Below are 19,029 nucleotides of genomic sequence, written 5' to 3'. Positions count from 1 at the left end.
CTCCCTATAACATCAATTTCGAACAAGCTGTCCCCAGAAGGTAAAACGAGGAGAGCTATTTGTTGTTCGATAAAAATGAATCTTAGTTAGCTTCATTTCTTGAAGATCAAGAGTTAAGTTAGGAGTTAGAAGTCCCAGGTCAGGGTAGTGCTTGATTTCAGGCTTCTAGCTCCTAATTTATATTTTCCTGAATTAATTTAAGATGGCGATAGATGACAATCGAATCCGCACTTATACAACAAAGTTGCGGCGAAATAAGGTGCTGAGAAAACGAGTGTTGCAACATCTCGCGATCGCAATCAATCAACACCGCCTCAACCAATTAATGCTAGACAGCGACCACAATCCAGAAACGTTGTATCTGGAGACTGAAAAATTTGGAGCCTTTGAAGCAAGTGCTTTGAGTAAATTAGAGTTAGCCTTCAGGAAGCCACTGCGTTCTAGAGCATTGTGGCAAGAGGCAGCACGGTGGTTTTTAACCCAGCATGATCATTGGCAGAAAACCCATGAGTTTCAGCCGGAGGCGGCCATCCCTTCCCTACTGACCATTCTTCCCGATCCAAAACGTCCCGGAGAAGACAGTTGGATTGAAGCCCAATTATTGAGCCATGTAGCATTCCGTTTGGCGCGTCAACTCTTGGAGCAGCGAGATTGGACATTATCTTCAGTAGAAGATCTGGAAATATTATTAGGAGCCAGTCCCACTGCACCACCTGCACTACCTCCTGTAGATCCGCTTGCTTATACGTCCAATTATCCTTCACTAGCCGATCAGGAGCTTTCACCCTGGAAGATAGTTGCAGGCGATTGTTTCTTAGAATATTCACTGCAAGACGATCGTCCTGGTTCACACCAAGTTGAAATTGTTTTTGGTAAGGTGGCATGGGAGATGCTGCAGAGACTAGGACCTGAAACGACCTATTTATTTCTCACCTTAGCCGCTCTAGCTAGTGAAGCAGCCACTCCCTGGAAAGGGGGGTTTCAAGCAAAAGCTAGTGAACTTATTAAACGAACTAATTGGGAAAGGTATGAAAACTTAACTACAGATAAAAAATTAAAACGTATTCATAGTTTAATTCAATTGATTGGAGACTTATCAATTTCAATTATTTATAAAGATATAGAAAAAAGAAATTATATAATTTCCAACAGTAAACTTCTAATTCTAGAAGAATTTCAATTTATAGGAGATTTACAAACAAAAATACAGGATCTCGATCTGGATGAAAAATCAATACAGATAGAGAAACCAGATGAATTGACTTTTCGTATTCGATTGGGATATTGGGTTAAGCATTTATTAAATAAGCAGGGGCAAGTAGATGCGGAAGCACTACGACGATATGGTTATCTTGCTAAAAGTACTTTAACAATTAATCCTTATGAAAATTCTTTAGCAGCAAAACTATCAATTTTTCTAACTTCAATGAGCCAGATTCAAACTAATGGCCGATATCAAACTAAATCATTATTAGAGACAATTGAATCAAGAGAATTAGTGAATGCAGTGCATCGTGATCCAAAATATCGCGATCGCCTGCTGGAGGAATGGAACGATGCCCTGCTCACCCTAGCCCGTCTGGGTTGGGAAATCAAATTTGACTCAAAAACCTATCCACGATCGCTGCAGCCGAGTTGGAGTCAGACAGAGGGTAGCCCTACCCATACCCAGGTCAGACCCAGAGACTGGTTATCCTTATGGTTGAATGCTCAATTGACAATTATTCCCACGACCTTAATTCAGCATCGGCTGGAAGTCAGTAAAACTCTATCAGTAACTCATCAGGAACTTGATCCCTCTCTCAATACCAACCCGCACAAAGGATATACACCCCAAATCATTCCAGGCTACGCCTTAGAAATGGCTCTGGCGGCAAAAGGAATCACTAAAACAGAGCTGGCAAAACAATTGCAATTAGATCGCTCACTGGTGTCTCATTGGATTAAAGGTTCTCGATCGATTCAACCCAAACATCGAGAACAACTTTGGCAGTTATTAGGATCAGAACTCCAACAAGTGACAGGCATTCGAGGTTAACTTTATCAATATGAACAAGGCTGCTGCTAAAGAAAATTGAAACCGCCTTTACTGATCTCTAACTAAATAAAGCAACCCACAGATCAGAAGGATTAGCATAATAATCAATCTGCTCTATTCGGTATCGAATCTTTTCTTCTCTATGAAGGAGAAGAATCAGGTCTCCGTGTTTAATTCCCCGACCATAGGCTGTCATGTAAGCTTGAAAGCCACCCTCAACCTCATCAAAGGCATAGTCTTTGCCACACTTATAGGAAGTGTAATTATGCACTCGAGATTTGCGGTACGGCTTTCTAAAGCTTCCCAGCTTACGCAGGAAACTTAGGAATCTGGCAAAAGGGCTTTTCCCAAACATAACGGTTTCAAGAGAAATTTTGTTTCTCTTAGCGCTGGTCTAGCAACAATCCACCATACCTCTATACGCTATTAATTGTAAGCGGAAAGGAGCAATCAGCCATAAAATATGTGGCATACTCTACGATAAAGGGCACAGAATCAAATATAGAATTCCACCCTAATTGTGTTCTAGGGCACTTCGAAGGCTGGTTAATAAGTTGGCAGCGTTGCGATCGAGGATCTTAAAGGCTTCTTGATATCTGGCAGCGATCTCGGGATCTTCACTCAATATCCGCATATTCTGCAAGACGGCGTTCAGTGGAGATCCTAGCTCTGCATAGACTCGGGACAGGAACTCGCTTTTCTTTCGGTTAGCAGATTCTGCCGCTACGGTCGCTTGTCTGAGTAGATTGTCCCGTATGTCTAGCTGCTGTTTTAGCGCACAGATCGTTAACTGATGAGTAATCCGCGCCAAAACTTCTTCAACTTGGAAGGGTTTAGTGATATGGTCTGCTCCCCCAACCTGAAAGGCTCTGGCTTTATCTAAGGGTTCATCCATTGCACTCAAAAAAATCACTGGAATCTCCCGAGTTTGCGGATCGGCTTTCAAGTGTTGACACACCTGATAACTATCCATTTCAGGCATTCGAATATCCAACAAGATCAGATTAGGAGGAGAGGTTTTGACTCCTAGCAAAGCCATAGAACCACTTTTAACACAACGAATCTTATACCCCTGCTGAATCAAGGTAGCCGACAGGACACGCAAATTATCTGCAGAATCATCAACGATTAAGATATCCACTTGTGATTTATCAAATAAATTTTCTGTCATTGTGCTCATTGCCAAACATCTACTGCTCCTTGCAGCAGAAGAAAAACAAGCAATCTGAACCTGCCAGCAACATACTATATGAACTTTTATATAGCAACCTGCAAACGTTTCCTCAGAGTACAAGTACTTGTGTAATTTCTTGAAGCAGCTTGTTCATAAAATTATCACCTCCTGTAATCCGCATATCCAACTGCTCTTTGCCAAAATATTTGTTCTTCGGTATCTTTACTCAATAGTTTGAGGAAGGGTAATAATAAATAAAGTCCAGTCGTCATTACTGCTCACGGAGATCGTTCCTCTCAATTGTTCTACCCGTTTCTTGACTAAGGCCAACCCCAAGCCAATGCCACCATACCGCCAGGGGTCATTGGTCGGAACCCGATAAAATCGATCAAATACTTTTTCCCACTCGCTGACCGGAATTTCCACACCAGAATTGTTCACACTAATTTGCACAAACACTGTAGCCGTCTCAGGATTGCCGACTGATTCCTGATCTGTAGCCGGAATAGGAGCCTTTTGAGCAACAACTCTAATCACTCCGCCTGGTGAGGTATATTTGCAGGCATTATGCAGTAATTCCATCAGGATATGGCGTAAATATATAAAGTCAGTTGTAATCGGGGGTAAATCTGGGGCAATTTCTACCTGCAATTCCTGTTGTTGTAGGTGAATCCGATCTTCAAAGGATTCGATGATATGAGCAATCCAATCTTGTAAGTTAGCCGTTGACAAAATTAACGGTTCTGTTCCTGCATCTAATCGAGATAAGTCCAGCAGGTCATTAATCAGGCTAATTTCTCGCTGGCACTCTTCGCTCAGGATGGTTAAGTATCGGGCTGGTGCAGCATCGTCATTTAACAGATTGAGGCGCTGTAAGACCAATTCCAGCATTTGAATCGCCAGGTGAATATTTGACAGAGGTGTGCGAAGTTCATGGGAGATTTTGCTGAGAAAATCATCCTTGAGCTGATTCAACCGATTCAATTCTTCCACCTGCGACTGGGCAGTCTGATACAGACGGGCCTGCCGCACCGCGATCGCACACTGATTCGCTACCAGTTGTACTAAGCGAATATCTTCAGTACTAAAAGCTAGCCCATTGCTATTGATGAGCTAGAGATCTCCAAAAACTCTATGATCGTCCAGAATCGGGCAGGCTAACATCGCTGGTTGCTGCCGCGAAGGATGAGGCTGCAAAGAACAAAACTGAAAATATTGCCCTTGTAACAGTTCTTCATAGCCCTCAGCAAAGTTAGCCATCTCTAACACACGGCCCTGCAGCACCGCTGATGTGGTGGTGTATTCATAGCAAACGGTAGAAGTCCGCCGCTCCAGATCATATAGAGAGGCATTACAGCTTTCAGCCCCGATCGCCTGGGCCAGTTCCTCCACCGCAGTTTGTAAAATGTGAGCTTCATCCAAACTATCCCGCACGCGATCAGTGATCCGTTTCAGGGTCGCTTCAAACTGGTAAGCCTGCTCCAGTTGGGCAGTGCGCATCTGTACTTGCTGCTCAAGGCTGGTGCTGAGAGATTCCAACTGTTGCTCAGTTTGCCTGCGTAACTGCACCTCCTGTTGTAACTGCACATTTTGTTCCTCCAAACGCTTTTGCAAATTGCGAATTCTTAACTGGTGCTCAATCCGAGCCAGAGTTTCTTCTAACTGGATTGGCTTAGTGATGTAATCTGCTGCACCAGCTTCAAAAGCGCGCACCTTGTCTAGCACTTCATAGGCAGCACTGATAAAAATGACTGGAATGGAACGAGTGGAAGATTGGGATTTCAGTCGCTCACAGACCTGATATCCATCCATATTTACCATCTGAATGTCAAGCAGAATCAGATCCGGTTTGATATCCTCAAGGCGAGCCAGAGCCAGTTCCCCGCTGGTCGCCACGCTAACATTATATCCGTGACGAGTGAGCGTAGCAATTAATACCCGTAAATTATCCGGAGTGTCATCAATGATCAAAACAGTCCCCAAACTCACTCTCTCCATTGGCATCCTAATGTTTTGAGAGCCAGCATTTCTTCCCGTGTTTCAACCCCTTCAGCAACCACTCCTAAACCTAATTTTGTAGCCAATAACAGAATGGATTCACAGATATCCCATTTCTTGCTACTCACAAACGAGCGATCGATCTTAAGAACATGAATCGGCAAATCCTTCAATCGGCCTAAAGAGGAATACCCAGTACCAAAGTCATCAATGTAGAACTGGATGCCCATCCTTCTCAGTTCTGTAAGAATGGCGTTCGCCCGTTCATAGTCTTGGATCAACGCTTTCTGTAATTTCCAACTTCAAGCTTTCCGCAGCAATCTGATGTTTTTGCAGCACCTGACGAACTCGCTTGATCAAATCGGGCTGTAACAATTGCAGGGTGGAAAGATTAACACTCATGGTCAGCGGGGGATGCATGGGAAAGCGCTGTTGCCAGAGCTGCAGTTGACGGTAGGCTTCTTCCAAACTCTAGAGGCCCAGGGAATGGATCAAACTGATTTTTCTGCCAAAGGAATAAATATTGAGGGAGAAATCTACCCCTTAACCGGATGAAACCAGTGTGCCAGAGCTTCAAATCCAGTAATGACACCTGTTTCAACGGCAACGATTGGTTGGTAATACAATTGTAACTCTTGGCGATCAAAGGCTGCGTGGAAGTCATTCTCTAATTGCAAATGTTCCAAGTCCACATCCGATAGGATAGCCATTGAAATAGCAGGTTCATGGGCGATCGCATCGCCAAGGCGGATCAATCGGTTGGTATTATGCAGCGCAATTCCCAGCAGTCGCTGGCCTTCCTCAGAAACAGATCCCAAATGGCCACTATTGAGCGGGCCCAACATACCATAAATAGATGTCAGAGGGGTACGTAATTCATGGTTGACTAGAGAGGTTTAATCGTGGAGTTGTTCATTATCTTCAACTGGTTGTATGTCCTGACTGGTCTGTAAGTCAACGTGGTTGATGCCCCTCGCCTGTCCCATAGCGTGATTCTCTGATTTTTATTGAACTGTTTGCACCCATTGCGTTCTCTAACGATGGGCAATTTTCATGGCCTGATACTGCCATCAACCTGCATAAGGCTAACCATACAAAGATTGAGGTTGACTCCACCTTCAGTACACTTTCATCGTAAATTTCAAATGTGACATTAACGTGACAAATTTTTCGATCGCGATTTTTCCAGATTGTCACAACCTTGCCACATTTCTCACCTAGCTTAGTATCAGAGCTAAATCAGACAGCAAGCTCTCGCAGCAATGCCGTGGACATGGATGGCCAATCCGTATCCCCTACGTAAAGACATCCATGCCACAGGCTTTCTCAGGTTTCTAATAATGATTGATACAAAGTAATGATTGATACAAAGGGCGGGCCACGAGAAAAGGATGTCATTCTCGGTTCCTAGTTCCCAGCCGACTGACATAAACCAGAAGTCCGTCATTTGTCTTTCCACTCTAAGGCTGCTTCAGTTTGACTGGTCAGGATCCCCGGATCAAAGGGCTTAATGAGTACTGCTTTTGCCCCTAATTGAGCGTATTCTCGTTGAGTCGCCACTTTCACAGTAGCTGTCAGCAAAATCACTGGAATATGTTGAGTTGCCTGATTGTTTTTCAGAAGTTTTAATGTTTTCAGCCCATCCACCTCTGGCATCACCACATCCAGCAAGATGGCATCGGGTTGCTGAGTTTGGGCGATCGCCAGGCCTTCCGTGCCAGACCCAGCCGTCAATACAATAGAATGAACCACGATCGCGGTAAATCTTATCAAGATGATATTTTGATTGTTGATGACATGCCAGATAATCTGCGTCTGTTATCTGCTATGTTGACGAAGCAAGGATTTGAAGTCCGTAAAGCCCTGACGGGTCAAGCTGCGATCGCCTCTGCTTTAGCCGATGCCCTAGATCTAATTCTGCTAGACATCAAAATTAGACATCAAAATGCCCACCATGAGCGGTTATGAAGTCTGCCAGAAACTCAAGGCCAATCCTCGTACCGAACACATTCCGGTAATTTTCATCAGTGCATTAGACGATGTAATTGATAAAGTCAAAGCGTTTGCGGCTGGGGCAATTGATTATGTCACAAAGCCATTTCAGGAAGCAGAAGTATTAGCACGAATTAATAATCAACTTAATCTGCAGCGCCTGCAAAAACAATTGATTGAGCAAAACCGGGAACTGGCTCGCTCCAGCGGAACTAGAACTCCTGGATTGCAATCTGATACTGGAGCAGGTATTAGATAATCTCCAAAGTACCATTACTGAGAAAAATGTCACTTTAACTTATGCACCACTTCCTAAAGTGATGGGTAGTGAAACTCAACTGATTCAATTGTTTCAAAACCTGACCAGTAATGGAATTAAATTTGCCCGCCCTGGAGTTCCACCCACGATCGATATCTCAATAGAAGAATATGCTGATCATTGTCTGTTTAAAGTTCAGGATAATGGCATTGGCATTGCTGCTGAAAATCTGGAACGAGTTTTTGAGGTCTTTTATCGACTCTACTCTACTAAAGAATACCCTGGTACGGGTATTAGTTTAGCAACCTGTAAGAAGATTGTTGAATTTCATGGTGGGGAGATTTGGGTAACTTCTGAACTAGGGAGCGGTACCGCTTTTTACTTCACTCTGGTTACACCGTCACCATTACTCTAGAATTAATGAACCTTTCCAGAATTTCAGATCCCATCTTTGATCATGAAGCGAGGTAAACATAAAATCTTCATTGGTATGGCTCCTGGAGTGGGAAAGACCTATCGGATGCTGGAAGAAGGCCATCAACTCAGGCAGGAAGGCATCGACGTTGTGATTGGCCTGCTAGAAACGCATAATCGTCAAGAAACCGCTCAAAAAGCTGCAGGATTAGAAATTGTCCCCCGTAAGCAAATCACTTATGCGGGAGTGGTTCTCACCGAAATGGATACGGATGCGATTATTGCTCGCCAGCCTCAACTGGCTCTAATCGATGAACTGGCTCATACCAATGTTCCTGGCTCTGAGCGAGAAAAACGGTATCAGGATGTGGAAGCTATCCTTGATGCCGGAATAGACGTTTACTCAACGGTTAATATTCAACACCTGGAAAGCCTGAACGATCTGATTGCCAGGATTACTGGAGTTGTGGTGCGAGAACGGATTCCCGATCGCTTTCTGGAAGAAGCGGATGAAGTGGTCGTTGTGGATGTCACTCCGGAGACCCTGGAAGAGCGCCTGAAAGAAGGAAGAATTTATGCCCTGGACAAAGTGGATCAATCCCTACAACACTTCTTTCAACGTCGCAATCTGATTGCTCTACGGGAACTCGCTTTGCGAGAAGTGGCGGATAATGTTGAAGAAGAGGCACTGGAAGCGGAAGCCGACAGACCAAACGAAAATGCGCCCTATTGCAGTATTCTGGAACGGGTGTTGGTGTGTGTCTCTACCTACCCCAACGCGCTCCAGTTAGTTCGACGGGGTGCCCGAATCGCTGGATATATGCGTGCTCCTTTCTATTGCTTGTTTGTAGATGACCCCGATCGCTTTCTGACACGCGCTGAAGGATTGCACGTCGAAACCTGCGAACGGCTCTGTAAAGAACTTGGGGGAGAGTTTATCCGGGTTAGCCGCTCAGATAAAGCCAGAGCCATTGCGGATGTCGCCAGAACTTATCACATTACGCAAATTATCATCGGCCAAAGTCAACGTTCGCGCTGGGAACTGCTGCTACGTGGATCTTTAACGCATCAACTCTTGCGATCGCTGAAAAACATCGACATTCACATCATTGCCACCGATAAAGCGAATGAAAAATACACCTCAACCGCACATTGGTAGGAATCAGTTTAGTGGTGAGTACAGATAATGCTAGCCTACTCACTCAAGGCTTCCGCCTGGGTTGGCAATTCGGTTAAGTTGGGTGCTCTCAAGGGACGATCGGCTGCTTCCGGAACCCGAATTCCTGTAGGAATGAATTCCTCCTCTCCCCAGCGACGAAAGCGAATTTCCTGGCCCTGGAGGGCTGCCAGTTGTTGTGGATCGTTCCCTTCGCCGTGCGGGTAGGGGCACTTAAATCGATCGGCTGTGCCCGACGATCGTAGGTCTGGTAGCCTTCAAACGTCCAGACATCGCCATCGCTACTCCCATGCATAATGAAGTAGTTGTCTTGAAAGACGACTGGCCCGTTTACAGGTCGATACTGACCCTCGGTAGGCGCGATCGCCACGATCGCCTGCAGCTTGAAATGGTAAGGCCCCAATCCTCTAGACCCATCCAACGGCACAGGCGGATCACCGGGATTGGGAACCACTGCAGCTAACGTATTGAAATAGCTGGCATGGGCCACAGCCTCCCCTCCTCGTGAGTGTCCAGCACAAGCGGGAATGGGCCGCATCCTTTGGGAACCCGCAGAATGCCATTAATCGGAATCCGGCTAGCCTGAAACGGCCACTTGGGAGTGGCAGGTAAATCGGCAAAGTCCGAGAGATCGATCGTCCGAGTTTGATAGCCAGATGTCGGCTTTTCAAATAGCAGGTACTGATCCAAATCTGAACTTGCTGAGTAATTCAGACCTGGAGCTGCATACACCACAGACTCAAAAGAGAATGAACCGGGCAATGTAGGATTCAACAATTGATGCGTTACCATTCCTTTCATGAGTAACTCACCTCCAGGGTTGGGCCGTTAAACGAGTTGGGTTGGGGCTTGGGCAGGTGGTGCATCTACTCGGATCTTGGAGGTATGAGCCTGACCGAGCAGTTCTTTTCTCACCGTCGCTTCGCACTCCAGTTGCGCGATTTGGGTATATTGTCCTGCTTTCAGGGCCGCGTTCACCCGTTTCAGCACCTCCTTGCGAGCGAGTTGATTGTTACAATCCCGAATCACTTTACAGAAGTAGTAGGAAACGCTCCGTGCCAGGAGTTACCAATTCTGGCATCTGCACTGACCTGGTTATCCCGGCAGGCGGCCCAGAGAATGTGATGTGTGATGCCTTTTTCGGTTAACGCTGTAGACAGACTGCGAGGAGCCGTGCCTTGCAGGGCTTCGTAAGCTGCGATCGTGGGCAGAGGCATGAATCGGGGAGTCCGGTCTAATAGGTGTATTTCCCCGCTTTAGCCTTCTTAACCATCGTTTCCAACTCAGCCATAATATTGGCTTTAGTGGCCTGATTGTCCGTCAGTTTTACGATATCTGGATCTGCACCACCAGACCCCTTAAATCCCAGGTATTGGGTCAGGATGTCTTCCATATCTGCAACATCATTCACACAGCCTTGCAGATTGCTCCTGGGATAATTTTTGTATTGGTTAATTCCCACACACAGTGCTCTGCGATTGCTAGCCATAACAACATCTCCTTTGTTAGGAAATTTTGCTTAATGCTCAATGAGCCTTAATCTATTCAGGATAAGTTATCAGCACCCTCAATTTAATCCTGACAGGAACTGCCTGGAGTGCAAATACGATCATCCGCGTATAGCTTGATGACGATTTTGTAACAAATGACAGGAAAGCAGCGATCGTCGCTTCCATGTTTCAAGCCCTACGATTGTCCCTTTATCTCAGAAATCTCTCAGACTGTGATCTCTAAATTCTGTAAAAATTCCTCAGCTTGCTTTTCTCCATCTGTCATTAGAGTTTGGATAAACGTTGGAGAACGATCGAGTTTTGAGGTGTAGTCAAGTGAGTTGGATAAGGCCGGACTCATATCAATAAATTGCACAGTAATTCTCTTAAACCATTGCGCTTCTGTTTGATCAAAGTACTGCTTATCAATCCATTGATTGACCGCCTGAATCATGTGCAATTCCTGATTCAATGCCAGATTACCGGATAACTCGTTACGTCGATCCAAAATATCCCCAACTTTAGTGGGAATAGTTGCATGCCGCTCCGGGTTAATCCGGATAATCCAGACTCGTCCGGCCGTTCATCCACACTGCCAGTGATAAAGTCAGCCACAGGCGGGTTCTCTGAAAATAACCCATCCCAATAGGCAGTTCCCTGAATTTCTACAGCTTTAAACAAGGTGGGAATTGCGGCAGAAGCCAGGAGCATCTCAACGCTAATAGTTTCCTGGGCAGAGTCAAAGGTTTGAAATCCGCCAGACAGGATATCCACGGCTCCCAGCAGCAATCTGGGGCTAGACGGTCGCTTCAGTGCTGGAATCTCTCGAAAGTGAATGTGTTTTTCCAGTAATGCTTTCAGGTCAAAATACTCTTTGCGGGGGGCGAGTGACTTCCAGACATTGAACATATCTTCCGAGGTATAGGGGCTGGTTTCAAACGTGGGTACAATTCCAGACGACTGCAAATGTAAAGTTTCCACCATCCAGTTATTCCAGGACTGTTCCCACCACTGCTGAGCCGAATTATCGTTCCAAAACTCTAATAGAGCCTTGTAAGCTGGTTCTTTAGCCCCCTGATTCCTTTTCAACAGTCCATACCAGACTGCTGCTGCGCAAATTCCACCTCCCGATGTGCCGCTCAGGGCAATCAACTCATAGGGTTTGGGAATGCCCAATTCCAGCAGTTTCTTCAACACTCCTGCTGTGAAAGCGGTATGGCTACCTCCACCCTGACAGGCGATCGCTAATTTTGTTTGATTCATAACCACGTCCCCTCTGTTGAATTCAAATAGCATCGCCCTTGATCGAAGTTATAGGGCTTTCTCCTGACTGCGCTGCTTTAGAGGATGTTTGAGAAGTCGCGATCGCCCACGTAGGGGCGTAGCATTCGGATAACAGTTTTGCGGTGTTTTTCAGGGGTCCTTGGCCGAATGCTACGCCCTTACAGATCTAAACCTTTTGCAAGTCCAGAACCGTAGTTTTTCTTATAGGCAGACTTCAGTTCTCTAGCTGGACTTGGTTTAGGATATGAACTGGGGCTTTTAAAACACCCTTTTAGGTTTTGGAGGCTGTCCAGCCAAATGGATGATTCGACCACCAGCAGATTCCCGATATCCGAGTACGAGACCATGAGTGGACATATCCTACAAAACGCTGATTGTTCGATGCAGAAAAGGCAACATTGATTTCAAACTTGAGATCGCTGCGTTTGGAACCCGTTCCCAGTTGATTCGGATCAAAGCCACCCAAGGTACCGACAAAGTTAGACGTACTGTGGTTGAGAACCATTTTCGTCTTGGCGAACCGGACAATATCTCCGGCTGCATAGCACCCACCCGTCATTACCGCATCGAACAGGCACTTCGCAAAGTCATTGTTGGCATAAGTCCAGGAATCCCGTGAAGCGGCAAGTATAGACACTGCTTTGCGTCGGCGAATGAACGCTTCCGCAATGGTTTCTAAGGAATTGTCATCAATCCAGCCATTTTCACAGCAAATGCTCAGGACAAATGGTGGCCAAGTCGGGTTGTTCAAACTCGCCACATCACTTGTGTTTAGACCATTGCTGGCTGACCAGGCTGTTTTTGAACCGTGTCCTCGATAGACTGAGAACAGGACACCATCATTCATCGTGTTGATCACATCGGTCTTAGAGGTGTTCTTGGCATACCGTTTGATCACGTCATAGCGACTCTTAATCTTGGCTTCAATGTCATCACAGGTAGTTTCACAGGTAGAACTGGCATAAGCACAGAGCATGACTCGGTTTTGCCAACCACCCCAGTCTCCACCCCGGTAGCCATCGTAACGAGTTAGATATTCACAAGTGCTCTTGAGGGTTGCGGCATCTGAGGTGGGTAACCAGGATACGACCAGTTCAGGAACAAGATCACCGGAAATATCTGCATAGTAATGATCTGAGGCATACGATCCACCATTCTGGTTGTAGATATGCATGGGAATGACATCGGTATCCCCAGCCGGAACGATAAACTGTGGGGGAGTTCGCCAGTTCGCTGTTGCCCAGGTGATGAACGATTTGATCGACTCCTTGAGACTGGCGGCCGGAAATTCCTGCTGAATATCCTCGGTACAGGCCACCTTTGCATATAGGGCCAGCCGCTTTTGGCCAGCTGCAGTGGTTCCACGGCAGCAGACAGGGTACTACTTTTGACAATCACATATTCCGCAATCAACCCAGGAATTTTGAGCTTAGGGGCGTCTGTCCGTAAAGTCTTCTCTGGCATCACATCACCGATCAGGGCAGGATCCTGGCCCTCACTTTCAACCGTTTCCAGCAATGATATGCCTGGATCTGGACGACGAGATGGAAAGGTACCCTCAAGCACACTGATATCATCGATTTCAAAAAGATCCTCAACCCTGGATGAAAAATCCTGGTCATCATCGAGCAGATCCAGCCCCAGAATCAGACTATGTTCAGGTAATTCCTGGGGTTTTCTGCTGGGATGCCGATCGCGAGCGGGGGGAGTCTGGTAACTGATCTCAAGCGTCATGGATTGTACCAGTTCCATCCGCCGCGATTTGGGCCAGTACTGTCCCAGGTAAACAAAAATGTGAGCAACCTTAAGCCCTGCAATGGTCTTCAATCCCAGGAAATCAAAATCGCGCCCTGGGAAAGGTGTATCAGTTCCATAAATAGCTGGATCAGGTTGATACACCACCCGGAACTCTGCTTTCTTAAATTGTTGCGGTGCTGGAGCCAAATCGATTTCGTGATCCAAGGGCATCATCGTCTTATCGATCACCTTCACCTCAACGTTTATCGCATCTGCTGGAACTGCAACAAAGATGCCATCCTTGGGGATTGCGGGTGCTCCTGCCTGTTCCATCTGAGTCGCTGAAGGTACTTCTAACTGCCGAAAGGTTGCACCTTCTATAACTCCCTCCCAAAAGCCACCCACGCGATAAGTGACCGTTACCCCTATACGCTGCCCCGCATCTTGCATTGCTGCAGTAGCGAGTCGTGTGACGGTTTTACTCACTTTAGTTTCGCTGGGTGTTTCTGCATTTGCATTGTTGATACTAATCCAATTGCGTTCGCTCATAGTGAGCCTCCTAGCCCTTGCATTGTGGCTGTTAGTAAAAAATCATCTCTGGTTTGAGCAATATCCTATTTAACAAACGACAACATTAACCCAAACCCCTATCCGCTTTCTGGTAGAAAACACTTGGTAAATCGCTTGCTTTTAATGCGATCGCAGGCAAACATGGAACTACCGCAGGCTATACCTTCTCTAAGGTTACTTCTGGTGTAGCTTCTAGAGCGGAAATAGAAGCCAGACAGAATTCAATCAACCCAGCCGAAATTTCAGCGATGATATTCAGGGCTTCCGAATAGGGAGGTTGGAACTCTCGTCCTGTTTCGATCACCCCCGCTAAAACCCTGGATTTGCCAGCATCAACAAAATGGCGACTGTATGCATAATCATCTGAGGTGCCTGTGGTGGGATAGAGACCTACACTCGGTTGTACTGTATAGACTGTGCCTCTGACCACTTTGATGCCGTCTCTAACTCGGTTATAAGTTTTCACAAACCAAGTCAAATCTGTTTTCGGAATGTATTCTTTGTAAGTCGTGTCTCCAACTCTTCCGCGCAAACCATCATAGGCAGGGTTGTGGAAGTTCATCGTGAGATTGGTGGTTTGCTCATCGTCATCTCCCCAGGGATACATAATCAATCCTGAATAGGAATGAATGTCGAGCATCGTGGCGATGTTTTTATAAGTATTCAGCAAGTAGCGGACATTGCGCGTTTCGGGTTCAGAGAAGGGCTGCTGACCTTTGAACGTCTCGCTGCAGGGATTCGAGCTAGTGCCAATTCCACTTGACCACAGAAAATCAAAGTTGCGATTGAGATCAACGCCTCGGCAAGACTGACCAGGGTTAGGATTGCGGTTCTTGCGCCACACGGCATCTCCAGTCGGCGACTGCACAAACGCCCGCCCATCCGGATTCACCAACGGGAAGATAAACAAGTCCAATGTGTTGATGATTTGTTGAATACTGGCAGCATCGTAGGATTTGTACCAAATTTTAATCCCGTCCCCGCTTTGTACGCCTGACATAATTTCAAAGCCAAGGATAGGAGCAGATCAGGGTTCACCAACTCCCGTGCATGCACACCGCCTAATAACAAGATACCGGGACGCTTGACCTCCGTTCCCTTGCCCAGTTTAATCGCTCGGCTGGTTCGGTGTTCCCAGGTTTGCTCCGGTAGTTGAATCAACTGACAGATTGAGGAGTAAGCAGCAGCGAGATATTGCAGACTAGATTCTATGTCAGCTACTGTTAAATATCCCGCAGGTAGTGCAGCACTAATGTCAGTACTGATGGGTCTTTCCTCATCAGGGCGCTTCTCCCCCATCGATCGCATCCACTCTTGCAATCCACTCACCTGCTGTGTGGCCCGTGCCCGTTTGGATGATTCATCCTGGATCATCACGTGATAACCAGCCATCACCAGTTGCTCAATCTGAGCGAGAGAGAGTAACCCCTCAATGGTAAATTCCTGATTATCTGCAGCTTTTGCTGTAGCCTGGAATAGATCGAGCTGATAATCTGCCAGATTCAACAGAGCACGCCGATTGGCCGCAACAATAGTCACAAAAAACTTACGTTCCATAAATACATCCTCCGTTGTCGTTTGCTCCAGTCCAGAAAGACTCTCACTCCTTGATTTGGAAAATTACATTAAACCGCTGGACGATCGCGCGATCGCCCTCCCACTCAAAACACCACAGTCCAGCCCTGTTTCTGAGCCTGTTCCTGGGTGTAGGAAACCCCATGCACTTTAATGCCCTGAGGATTCAGTAAGGTAATAATGCCGCCCTCGTTGGGGAGTTGCATAGCCGCATCCTTGAGAGCGATGGTAGCTACTCCCCCAGCCTTAAGGGATAGATCTTGAATCAGATATTTATCTTTTGTTTGTCCGCCAAAGCCCAGCCCTTGAGGTTGACCGTCTCTGGCGATACATTCAGCAGCGTTACGGTTTCCTTACCCGAATCGGCTCCCAACGGATTTACCAGTGCCGCCACAATCTGAACAGCCGCGCCCACAGGGGGTTTTTCACAGATCGACTTAATAATATTCCCCGTTTGATCATCCGTATGGAAACATTGGGATTGGAAGGCCAGAAAGATGCCGATCCATTGATTGCGTGAGGGGAATTGGAGCAACAGGCCGCCGTCCTGATACACGCCGTTATCCTGCTGGAATTTGCCCACACTGCCCTGATTCATGTGAATGTCATGAATGCCACTGCCAGGGAGAAAGCCGAAGTACTGATCGGATTTATGGGATTCTGGCCCCCAGGAAGCCCCAAAGGCATACACGATCGCATCTTCGGACTGCAGCGCACGTTGAATATACAGATCAATTAATTCTTTCAAATCATTGCCCGCACCAGGAACATCAAGCGGCAAAGGCTTCATATCCTCTGGATTGAACAAATTGCCACGAATAAAATCCAGAGCCATGCCCCCCGGTCGATGCTCCAATTTATGAAAGCCTGCACTCAAGTTTTGCAGAGAAGTCAAAATTGAGTGCTGAAAGCTATCGTCCACCAGATACAGCAAGTCGGAAGGGCTTTCTTGCGATTTCACATTGATGACAATTCGGTGTTTTTTCTCTCCTTCCGTCACCAGAACTTGATAGTGGGGAGATTGATCAGTAGGTGGATCAACTTTGCGATCCAGTATTCGCGCTTTCAATACTCCATAGGTTGCTAAAGACATGGATTTTATACCTCGTTTGAATTTCCCCTGATGAGACTCACTTTTCGATACGGATCAGGGGTTCCGGCGTCTGGGTCATTTTGATAGTTTGATCTTTCCCTTATTGAGGAGTTGGCGGCTACTTTGTTCAGATCGGTTAATGGAGATGCAGTGTTAAGTTCATCCTGGCGCAAATTAAATTCAAATTTGCAACAACTCCATCATGATTATGGCCTCCAGGGGCTTTCAGCGCAATTAATCATGCCACTACCACCCGCTAAGCAAAAATCGGCGAATGCAGCTTAATAGTACATCAGCAAAATTTAACTAAATCAATTAGCCATACAAATAGGCATGCACAACCCTATCATTCTGATAGCTTCTACTTTCAAGATCTAGAGAGACGCGAATAGTCGACATTAGACATCATACTTTTATTAACCCTGAAAGCAAGTATTGATAGCATTAAAAAGCTATTGCATAGAAGTTAGAAAAGAGAAAACTCTTTGAATTGATTTAGTGCTCTTTTCTCCAGTAAAATAACGCTTCAGCAAAACAACTAATGATCAAAACTAGATTCGAGCAAGAACGGCAAACGAACTCAGGAACTATAGACGGAAACAAGAAAAGAGATATCTAATTAAAACTCAGATATTTCTACTATCTTAACTATTAGTTATAATCGTATAAGGTATTTTTTTGATTGTCATTAAATATTGCTAATTCAACACTTTTCGACACTTTTCTTAGCCATCCTAGCGACTGAAGTCGCGTCTATCCGGAGAAAACCTGCTGCCGCAGGTTGCTGAGAACCTTGATTTTATTGAGTCTGCGTCGGCAGATGGGGTGAGTGTAGTTGCGGTTTTAACCGCCGGATACTTGTCAAACGCCCTCTAATAGGCAAGAGAGCCAAGGGTGATATCATGCTGAATTTTCTGGGTTGGTTGATAAAAATGTTGTATTACTATATAGTAGTATAGTGAGAAGTGTAGGCTTGAACTGAAGTTTTGCTTCTCTTCCATAACGTCCGTTCACTCTAACGAAAACCTGACATGAATCTTTTTAGCTTCAACCCTTCCCACCCCTTGCCAACCCACTCGCTGCAAACGATTGATGCCCACACCTTAAAGCAGTGGTTAGATCAGCAAGCCGCCGTCCTGGTAGATGTGCGGGAGCCAAATGAATATGCGACAGGACATATTCCTGGAGCTATTCTGGTGCCTCTGTCTCGGTTTGACTCCCGGAAAATTCCTCAGTCCCCCAATCTAAAAATTGTCCTGTATTGCCGCTCTGGGCAGCGATCGGCGATGGCGGCTCAAAAGCTATTGCATCAGGGATATCAGGATGTGGCCCATCTGGGCAGCGGTATTGGTGCCTGGGCCAAGGCTGGTTACCCGATTCAAGCCTAAACCCAGTTATCCTTCAAACGCCTTCTGAACCTGGATGAGGTTTAATAACCACATTGTCGCAGGAATACTGAACAACCTGGCTGATTGCAACAGCGGGTTTACCTTTTAACTTCTTACTGTAGTTGTGGAGATGATGAATGATGTTGTTTCGCCAACTTTTTGATCCAACCACCAGTACCTATACTTACCTGATTGCTGACTCTGAAGCCCAGGAAGCCATACTGGTCGATCCAGTTCTGGAACAGGTCGATCGCGATCGCACTTTACTCACGGAACTGGGATTAACCCTGAAATATTGCCTGGAGACTCATATCCACGCCGATCACATTACGGGGACAGGGCAGTTACGGGAGGCCACTGGCTGTGAAGGTATCGTTCCAGAACACGCTCAGGCCACCTGTGCCAATCGGTTCATCAAGGATGGAGAGGTGTTACGGATCGGTGGTGTGACGGTGGAAGCGATCGCCACACCGGGTCATACGGACAGCCACATGGCTTATCTCGTGAATGGAACTCACTTGCTCACTGGAGATGCTTTATTCATCCGAGGCTGTGGCCGCACTGATTTCCAAAGCGGTGATCCAGGCACACTCTACGATTCGGTTACCCAGCGCTTGTTTACCCTACCAGATACGACGCTGGTGTATCCGGGGCATGACTATCGTGGACATACGGTTTCAACCATTGGCGAGGAAAAACGCTGGAATCCTCGCTTTGTAGGTCGCGATCGCAAAAATTTTATCCAGTTCATGGATGCACTCAACCTGCCCAATCCTCAAAAAATGATGGAGGCTGTTCCTGCCAATGAACGTTGTGGTCGGGCAGTGGCTTAGGAGTCCC

Annotated in this window: 23 protein-coding genes and 3 pseudogenes; 7 read left to right on the top strand and 19 right to left on the bottom strand. The window is 46.3% G+C overall.

Features of this window, described 5'->3' with window-relative positions; genetic code table 11:
• Nucleotides 1–202 precede the first annotated feature (202 nt).
• Nucleotides 203–2,038 (top strand): helix-turn-helix domain-containing protein, encoded by a 1,836-nt coding sequence (locus tag ACUVQO_RS13000; protein WP_445926294.1) that lies wholly within the window; start codon nt 203–205, stop codon nt 2,036–2,038.
• A gap of 514 nt (nt 2,039–2,552) precedes the next feature.
• On the opposite strand, the gene ACUVQO_RS12995 is transcribed toward ACUVQO_RS13000, so the two are convergent.
• From ACUVQO_RS12995 to ACUVQO_RS12965, 7 genes and pseudogenes are all read right to left on the bottom strand, one after another.
• Nucleotides 2,553–3,218: a response regulator gene (locus ACUVQO_RS12995; protein ID WP_445926293.1), complete on the bottom strand. Its 666-nt coding sequence runs from the start codon at nt 3,216–3,218 to the stop codon at nt 2,553–2,555.
• Nucleotides 3,219–3,434: 216 nt separating this feature from the next.
• Entirely contained in the window at nt 3,435–4,244 is an 810-nt protein-coding gene (locus ACUVQO_RS12990; protein WP_445926292.1) for a sensor histidine kinase, read from the bottom strand.
• A gap of 81 nt (nt 4,245–4,325) precedes the next feature.
• Nucleotides 4,326–5,201, bottom strand: coding sequence for a response regulator (locus ACUVQO_RS12985; protein WP_445926291.1), 876 nt, complete (start codon nt 5,199–5,201; stop codon nt 4,326–4,328).
• Nucleotides 5,198–5,630, bottom strand: a pseudogene (locus ACUVQO_RS12980) (EAL domain-containing protein). The gene ACUVQO_RS12985 and the pseudogene ACUVQO_RS12980 overlap by 4 nt, the downstream one beginning before the upstream one ends.
• A gap of 116 nt (nt 5,631–5,746) precedes the next feature.
• Entirely contained in the window at nt 5,747–5,920 is a 174-nt protein-coding gene (locus tag ACUVQO_RS12975) for an EAL domain-containing protein (RefSeq protein WP_445926297.1), read from the bottom strand.
• A gap of 45 nt (nt 5,921–5,965) precedes the next feature.
• Nucleotides 5,966–6,085: pseudogene (locus tag ACUVQO_RS12970) on the bottom strand (diguanylate phosphodiesterase); the annotation flags it as partial.
• A 568-nt stretch (nt 6,086–6,653) separates the two neighbouring features.
• Entirely contained in the window at nt 6,654–6,962 is a 309-nt protein-coding gene (locus ACUVQO_RS12965; protein ID WP_445926290.1) for a response regulator, read from the bottom strand.
• On the opposite strand from ACUVQO_RS12965, the gene ACUVQO_RS12960 reads away from it, so the two are divergent.
• From ACUVQO_RS12960 to ACUVQO_RS12945, 4 genes are all read left to right on the top strand, one after another.
• A complete protein-coding gene (locus tag ACUVQO_RS12960; protein ID WP_445926289.1) occupies nt 6,954–7,178 on the top strand; it encodes a response regulator in 225 nt (74 codons plus the stop codon). The two genes, ACUVQO_RS12965 and ACUVQO_RS12960, sit on opposite strands and share 9 nt — an antisense overlap.
• Nucleotides 7,165–7,461, top strand: coding sequence for a response regulator (locus ACUVQO_RS12955; RefSeq protein WP_445926288.1), 297 nt, complete (start codon nt 7,165–7,167; stop codon nt 7,459–7,461). The genes ACUVQO_RS12960 and ACUVQO_RS12955 overlap by 14 nt, the downstream gene beginning before the upstream one ends.
• Nucleotides 7,462–7,522: 61 nt before the next feature.
• Entirely contained in the window at nt 7,523–7,876 is a 354-nt protein-coding gene (locus tag ACUVQO_RS12950) for a sensor histidine kinase (RefSeq protein WP_445926287.1), read from the top strand.
• A 42-nt stretch (nt 7,877–7,918) separates the two neighbouring features.
• Nucleotides 7,919–9,034 carry a universal stress protein gene (locus tag ACUVQO_RS12945; protein WP_445926286.1) on the top strand — a complete coding sequence of 372 codons (1,116 nt, stop codon included), beginning with the start codon at nt 7,919–7,921 and terminating at the stop codon, nt 9,032–9,034.
• Nucleotides 9,035–9,122: 88 nt separating this feature from the next.
• Here ACUVQO_RS12945 and ACUVQO_RS12940 read toward each other — a convergent pair whose 3' ends face one another.
• The 12 genes and pseudogenes from ACUVQO_RS12940 to ACUVQO_RS12885 all read right to left on the bottom strand — a co-directional run bounded on the left by ACUVQO_RS12940 (nt 9,123) and on the right by ACUVQO_RS12885 (nt 16,801).
• Entirely contained in the window at nt 9,123–9,542 is a 420-nt protein-coding gene (locus tag ACUVQO_RS12940; protein WP_445926285.1) for a hypothetical protein, read from the bottom strand.
• A complete protein-coding gene (locus tag ACUVQO_RS12935; protein WP_445926284.1) occupies nt 9,512–9,853 on the bottom strand; it encodes a hypothetical protein in 342 nt (113 codons plus the stop codon). Before ACUVQO_RS12935 ends, ACUVQO_RS12940 begins: the two co-directional genes overlap by 31 nt.
• Before the next feature lie 27 nt (nt 9,854–9,880).
• Nucleotides 9,881–10,081 (bottom strand): hypothetical protein, encoded by a 201-nt coding sequence (locus ACUVQO_RS12930; protein WP_445926283.1) that lies wholly within the window; start codon nt 10,079–10,081, stop codon nt 9,881–9,883.
• Nucleotides 10,078–10,269, bottom strand: a complete 192-nt coding sequence (locus ACUVQO_RS12925; RefSeq protein WP_445926282.1) for a hypothetical protein — start codon at nt 10,267–10,269, stop codon at nt 10,078–10,080. The genes ACUVQO_RS12930 and ACUVQO_RS12925 overlap by 4 nt, the downstream gene beginning before the upstream one ends.
• A gap of 17 nt (nt 10,270–10,286) precedes the next feature.
• On the bottom strand, nt 10,287–10,541 hold the full coding sequence (locus tag ACUVQO_RS12920; protein WP_445926281.1) for a caspase family protein: 255 nt from the start codon (nt 10,539–10,541) through the stop codon (nt 10,287–10,289).
• A gap of 227 nt (nt 10,542–10,768) precedes the next feature.
• On the bottom strand, nt 10,769–11,050 hold the full coding sequence (locus tag ACUVQO_RS12915; RefSeq protein ID WP_445926280.1) for a hypothetical protein: 282 nt from the start codon (nt 11,048–11,050) through the stop codon (nt 10,769–10,771).
• Complete coding sequence (locus ACUVQO_RS12910; RefSeq protein WP_445926279.1) at nt 11,011–11,805, bottom strand: patatin-like phospholipase family protein; 795 nt, start codon at nt 11,803–11,805, stop codon at nt 11,011–11,013. Before ACUVQO_RS12910 ends, ACUVQO_RS12915 begins: the two co-directional genes overlap by 40 nt.
• 292 nt (nt 11,806–12,097) lie before the next feature.
• Entirely contained in the window at nt 12,098–13,144 is a 1,047-nt protein-coding gene (locus tag ACUVQO_RS12905; RefSeq protein WP_445926278.1) for a C25 family cysteine peptidase, read from the bottom strand.
• Nucleotides 13,145–13,542: 398 nt separating this feature from the next.
• A pseudogene (locus ACUVQO_RS12900) lies at nt 13,543–14,013 on the bottom strand (C25 family peptidase propeptide domain-containing protein); the annotation flags it as partial.
• A 277-nt stretch (nt 14,014–14,290) separates the two neighbouring features.
• The gene (locus ACUVQO_RS12895) at nt 14,291–15,025 is read right to left on the bottom strand and encodes a M14 family zinc carboxypeptidase (protein ID WP_445926296.1); all 735 of its coding nucleotides are present in this window, start codon (nt 15,023–15,025) and stop codon (nt 14,291–14,293) included.
• On the bottom strand, nt 15,022–15,690 hold the full coding sequence (locus ACUVQO_RS12890; RefSeq protein ID WP_445926277.1) for a M14 family zinc carboxypeptidase: 669 nt from the start codon (nt 15,688–15,690) through the stop codon (nt 15,022–15,024). Before ACUVQO_RS12890 ends, ACUVQO_RS12895 begins: the two co-directional genes overlap by 4 nt.
• Nucleotides 15,691–15,973: 283 nt before the next feature.
• The gene (locus tag ACUVQO_RS12885) at nt 15,974–16,801 is read right to left on the bottom strand and encodes a DUF2278 family protein (protein WP_445926276.1); all 828 of its coding nucleotides are present in this window, start codon (nt 16,799–16,801) and stop codon (nt 15,974–15,976) included.
• A gap of 1,031 nt (nt 16,802–17,832) precedes the next feature.
• On the opposite strand from ACUVQO_RS12885, the gene ACUVQO_RS12880 reads away from it, so the two are divergent.
• Complete coding sequence (locus tag ACUVQO_RS12880) at nt 17,833–18,189, top strand: rhodanese-like domain-containing protein (RefSeq protein ID WP_445926275.1); 357 nt, start codon at nt 17,833–17,835, stop codon at nt 18,187–18,189.
• Nucleotides 18,190–18,326: 137 nt separating this feature from the next.
• Complete coding sequence (locus tag ACUVQO_RS12875) at nt 18,327–19,022, top strand: MBL fold metallo-hydrolase (RefSeq protein WP_445926274.1); 696 nt, start codon at nt 18,327–18,329, stop codon at nt 19,020–19,022.
• Nucleotides 19,023–19,029: the final 7 nt, after the last annotated feature.

It is taken from the genome of Leptodesmis sp. (assembly GCF_052746595.1).
This window is presented reverse-complemented; position numbering and strand designations above follow the sequence as displayed.

Bases quoted from the DNA above. Each gene is read 5' to 3' on its own strand.
- ACUVQO_RS12920 (WP_445926281.1), bottom strand. From the start codon at position 10,541: ATGGCTAGCAATCGCAGAGCACTGTGTGTGGGAATTAACCAATACAAA.
- ACUVQO_RS12935 (WP_445926284.1), bottom strand. From the start codon at position 9,853: ATGAAAGGAATGGTAACGCATCAATTGTTGAATCCTACATTGCCCGGT.
- ACUVQO_RS12880 (WP_445926275.1), top strand. From the start codon at position 17,833: ATGAATCTTTTTAGCTTCAACCCTTCCCACCCCTTGCCAACCCACTCG.
- ACUVQO_RS13000 (WP_445926294.1), top strand. From the start codon at position 203: ATGGCGATAGATGACAATCGAATCCGCACTTATACAACAAAGTTGCGG.
- ACUVQO_RS12950 (WP_445926287.1), top strand. From the start codon at position 7,523: ATGGGTAGTGAAACTCAACTGATTCAATTGTTTCAAAACCTGACCAGT.
- ACUVQO_RS12995 (WP_445926293.1), bottom strand. From the start codon at position 3,218: ATGAGCACAATGACAGAAAATTTATTTGATAAATCACAAGTGGATATC.
- ACUVQO_RS12925 (WP_445926282.1), bottom strand. From the start codon at position 10,269: ATGCCTCTGCCCACGATCGCAGCTTACGAAGCCCTGCAAGGCACGGCT.
- ACUVQO_RS12955 (WP_445926288.1), top strand. From the start codon at position 7,165: ATGAGCGGTTATGAAGTCTGCCAGAAACTCAAGGCCAATCCTCGTACC.
- ACUVQO_RS12910 (WP_445926279.1), bottom strand. From the start codon at position 11,805: ATGAATCAAACAAAATTAGCGATCGCCTGTCAGGGTGGAGGTAGCCAT.
- ACUVQO_RS12975 (WP_445926297.1), bottom strand. From the start codon at position 5,920: ATGGCTATCCTATCGGATGTGGACTTGGAACATTTGCAATTAGAGAAT.
- ACUVQO_RS12945 (WP_445926286.1), top strand. From the start codon at position 7,919: ATGAAGCGAGGTAAACATAAAATCTTCATTGGTATGGCTCCTGGAGTG.
- ACUVQO_RS12890 (WP_445926277.1), bottom strand. From the start codon at position 15,690: ATGGAACGTAAGTTTTTTGTGACTATTGTTGCGGCCAATCGGCGTGCT.
- ACUVQO_RS12875 (WP_445926274.1), top strand. From the start codon at position 18,327: ATGATGTTGTTTCGCCAACTTTTTGATCCAACCACCAGTACCTATACT.
- ACUVQO_RS12885 (WP_445926276.1), bottom strand. From the start codon at position 16,801: ATGTCTTTAGCAACCTATGGAGTATTGAAAGCGCGAATACTGGATCGC.
- ACUVQO_RS12960 (WP_445926289.1), top strand. From the start codon at position 6,954: ATGAACCACGATCGCGGTAAATCTTATCAAGATGATATTTTGATTGTT.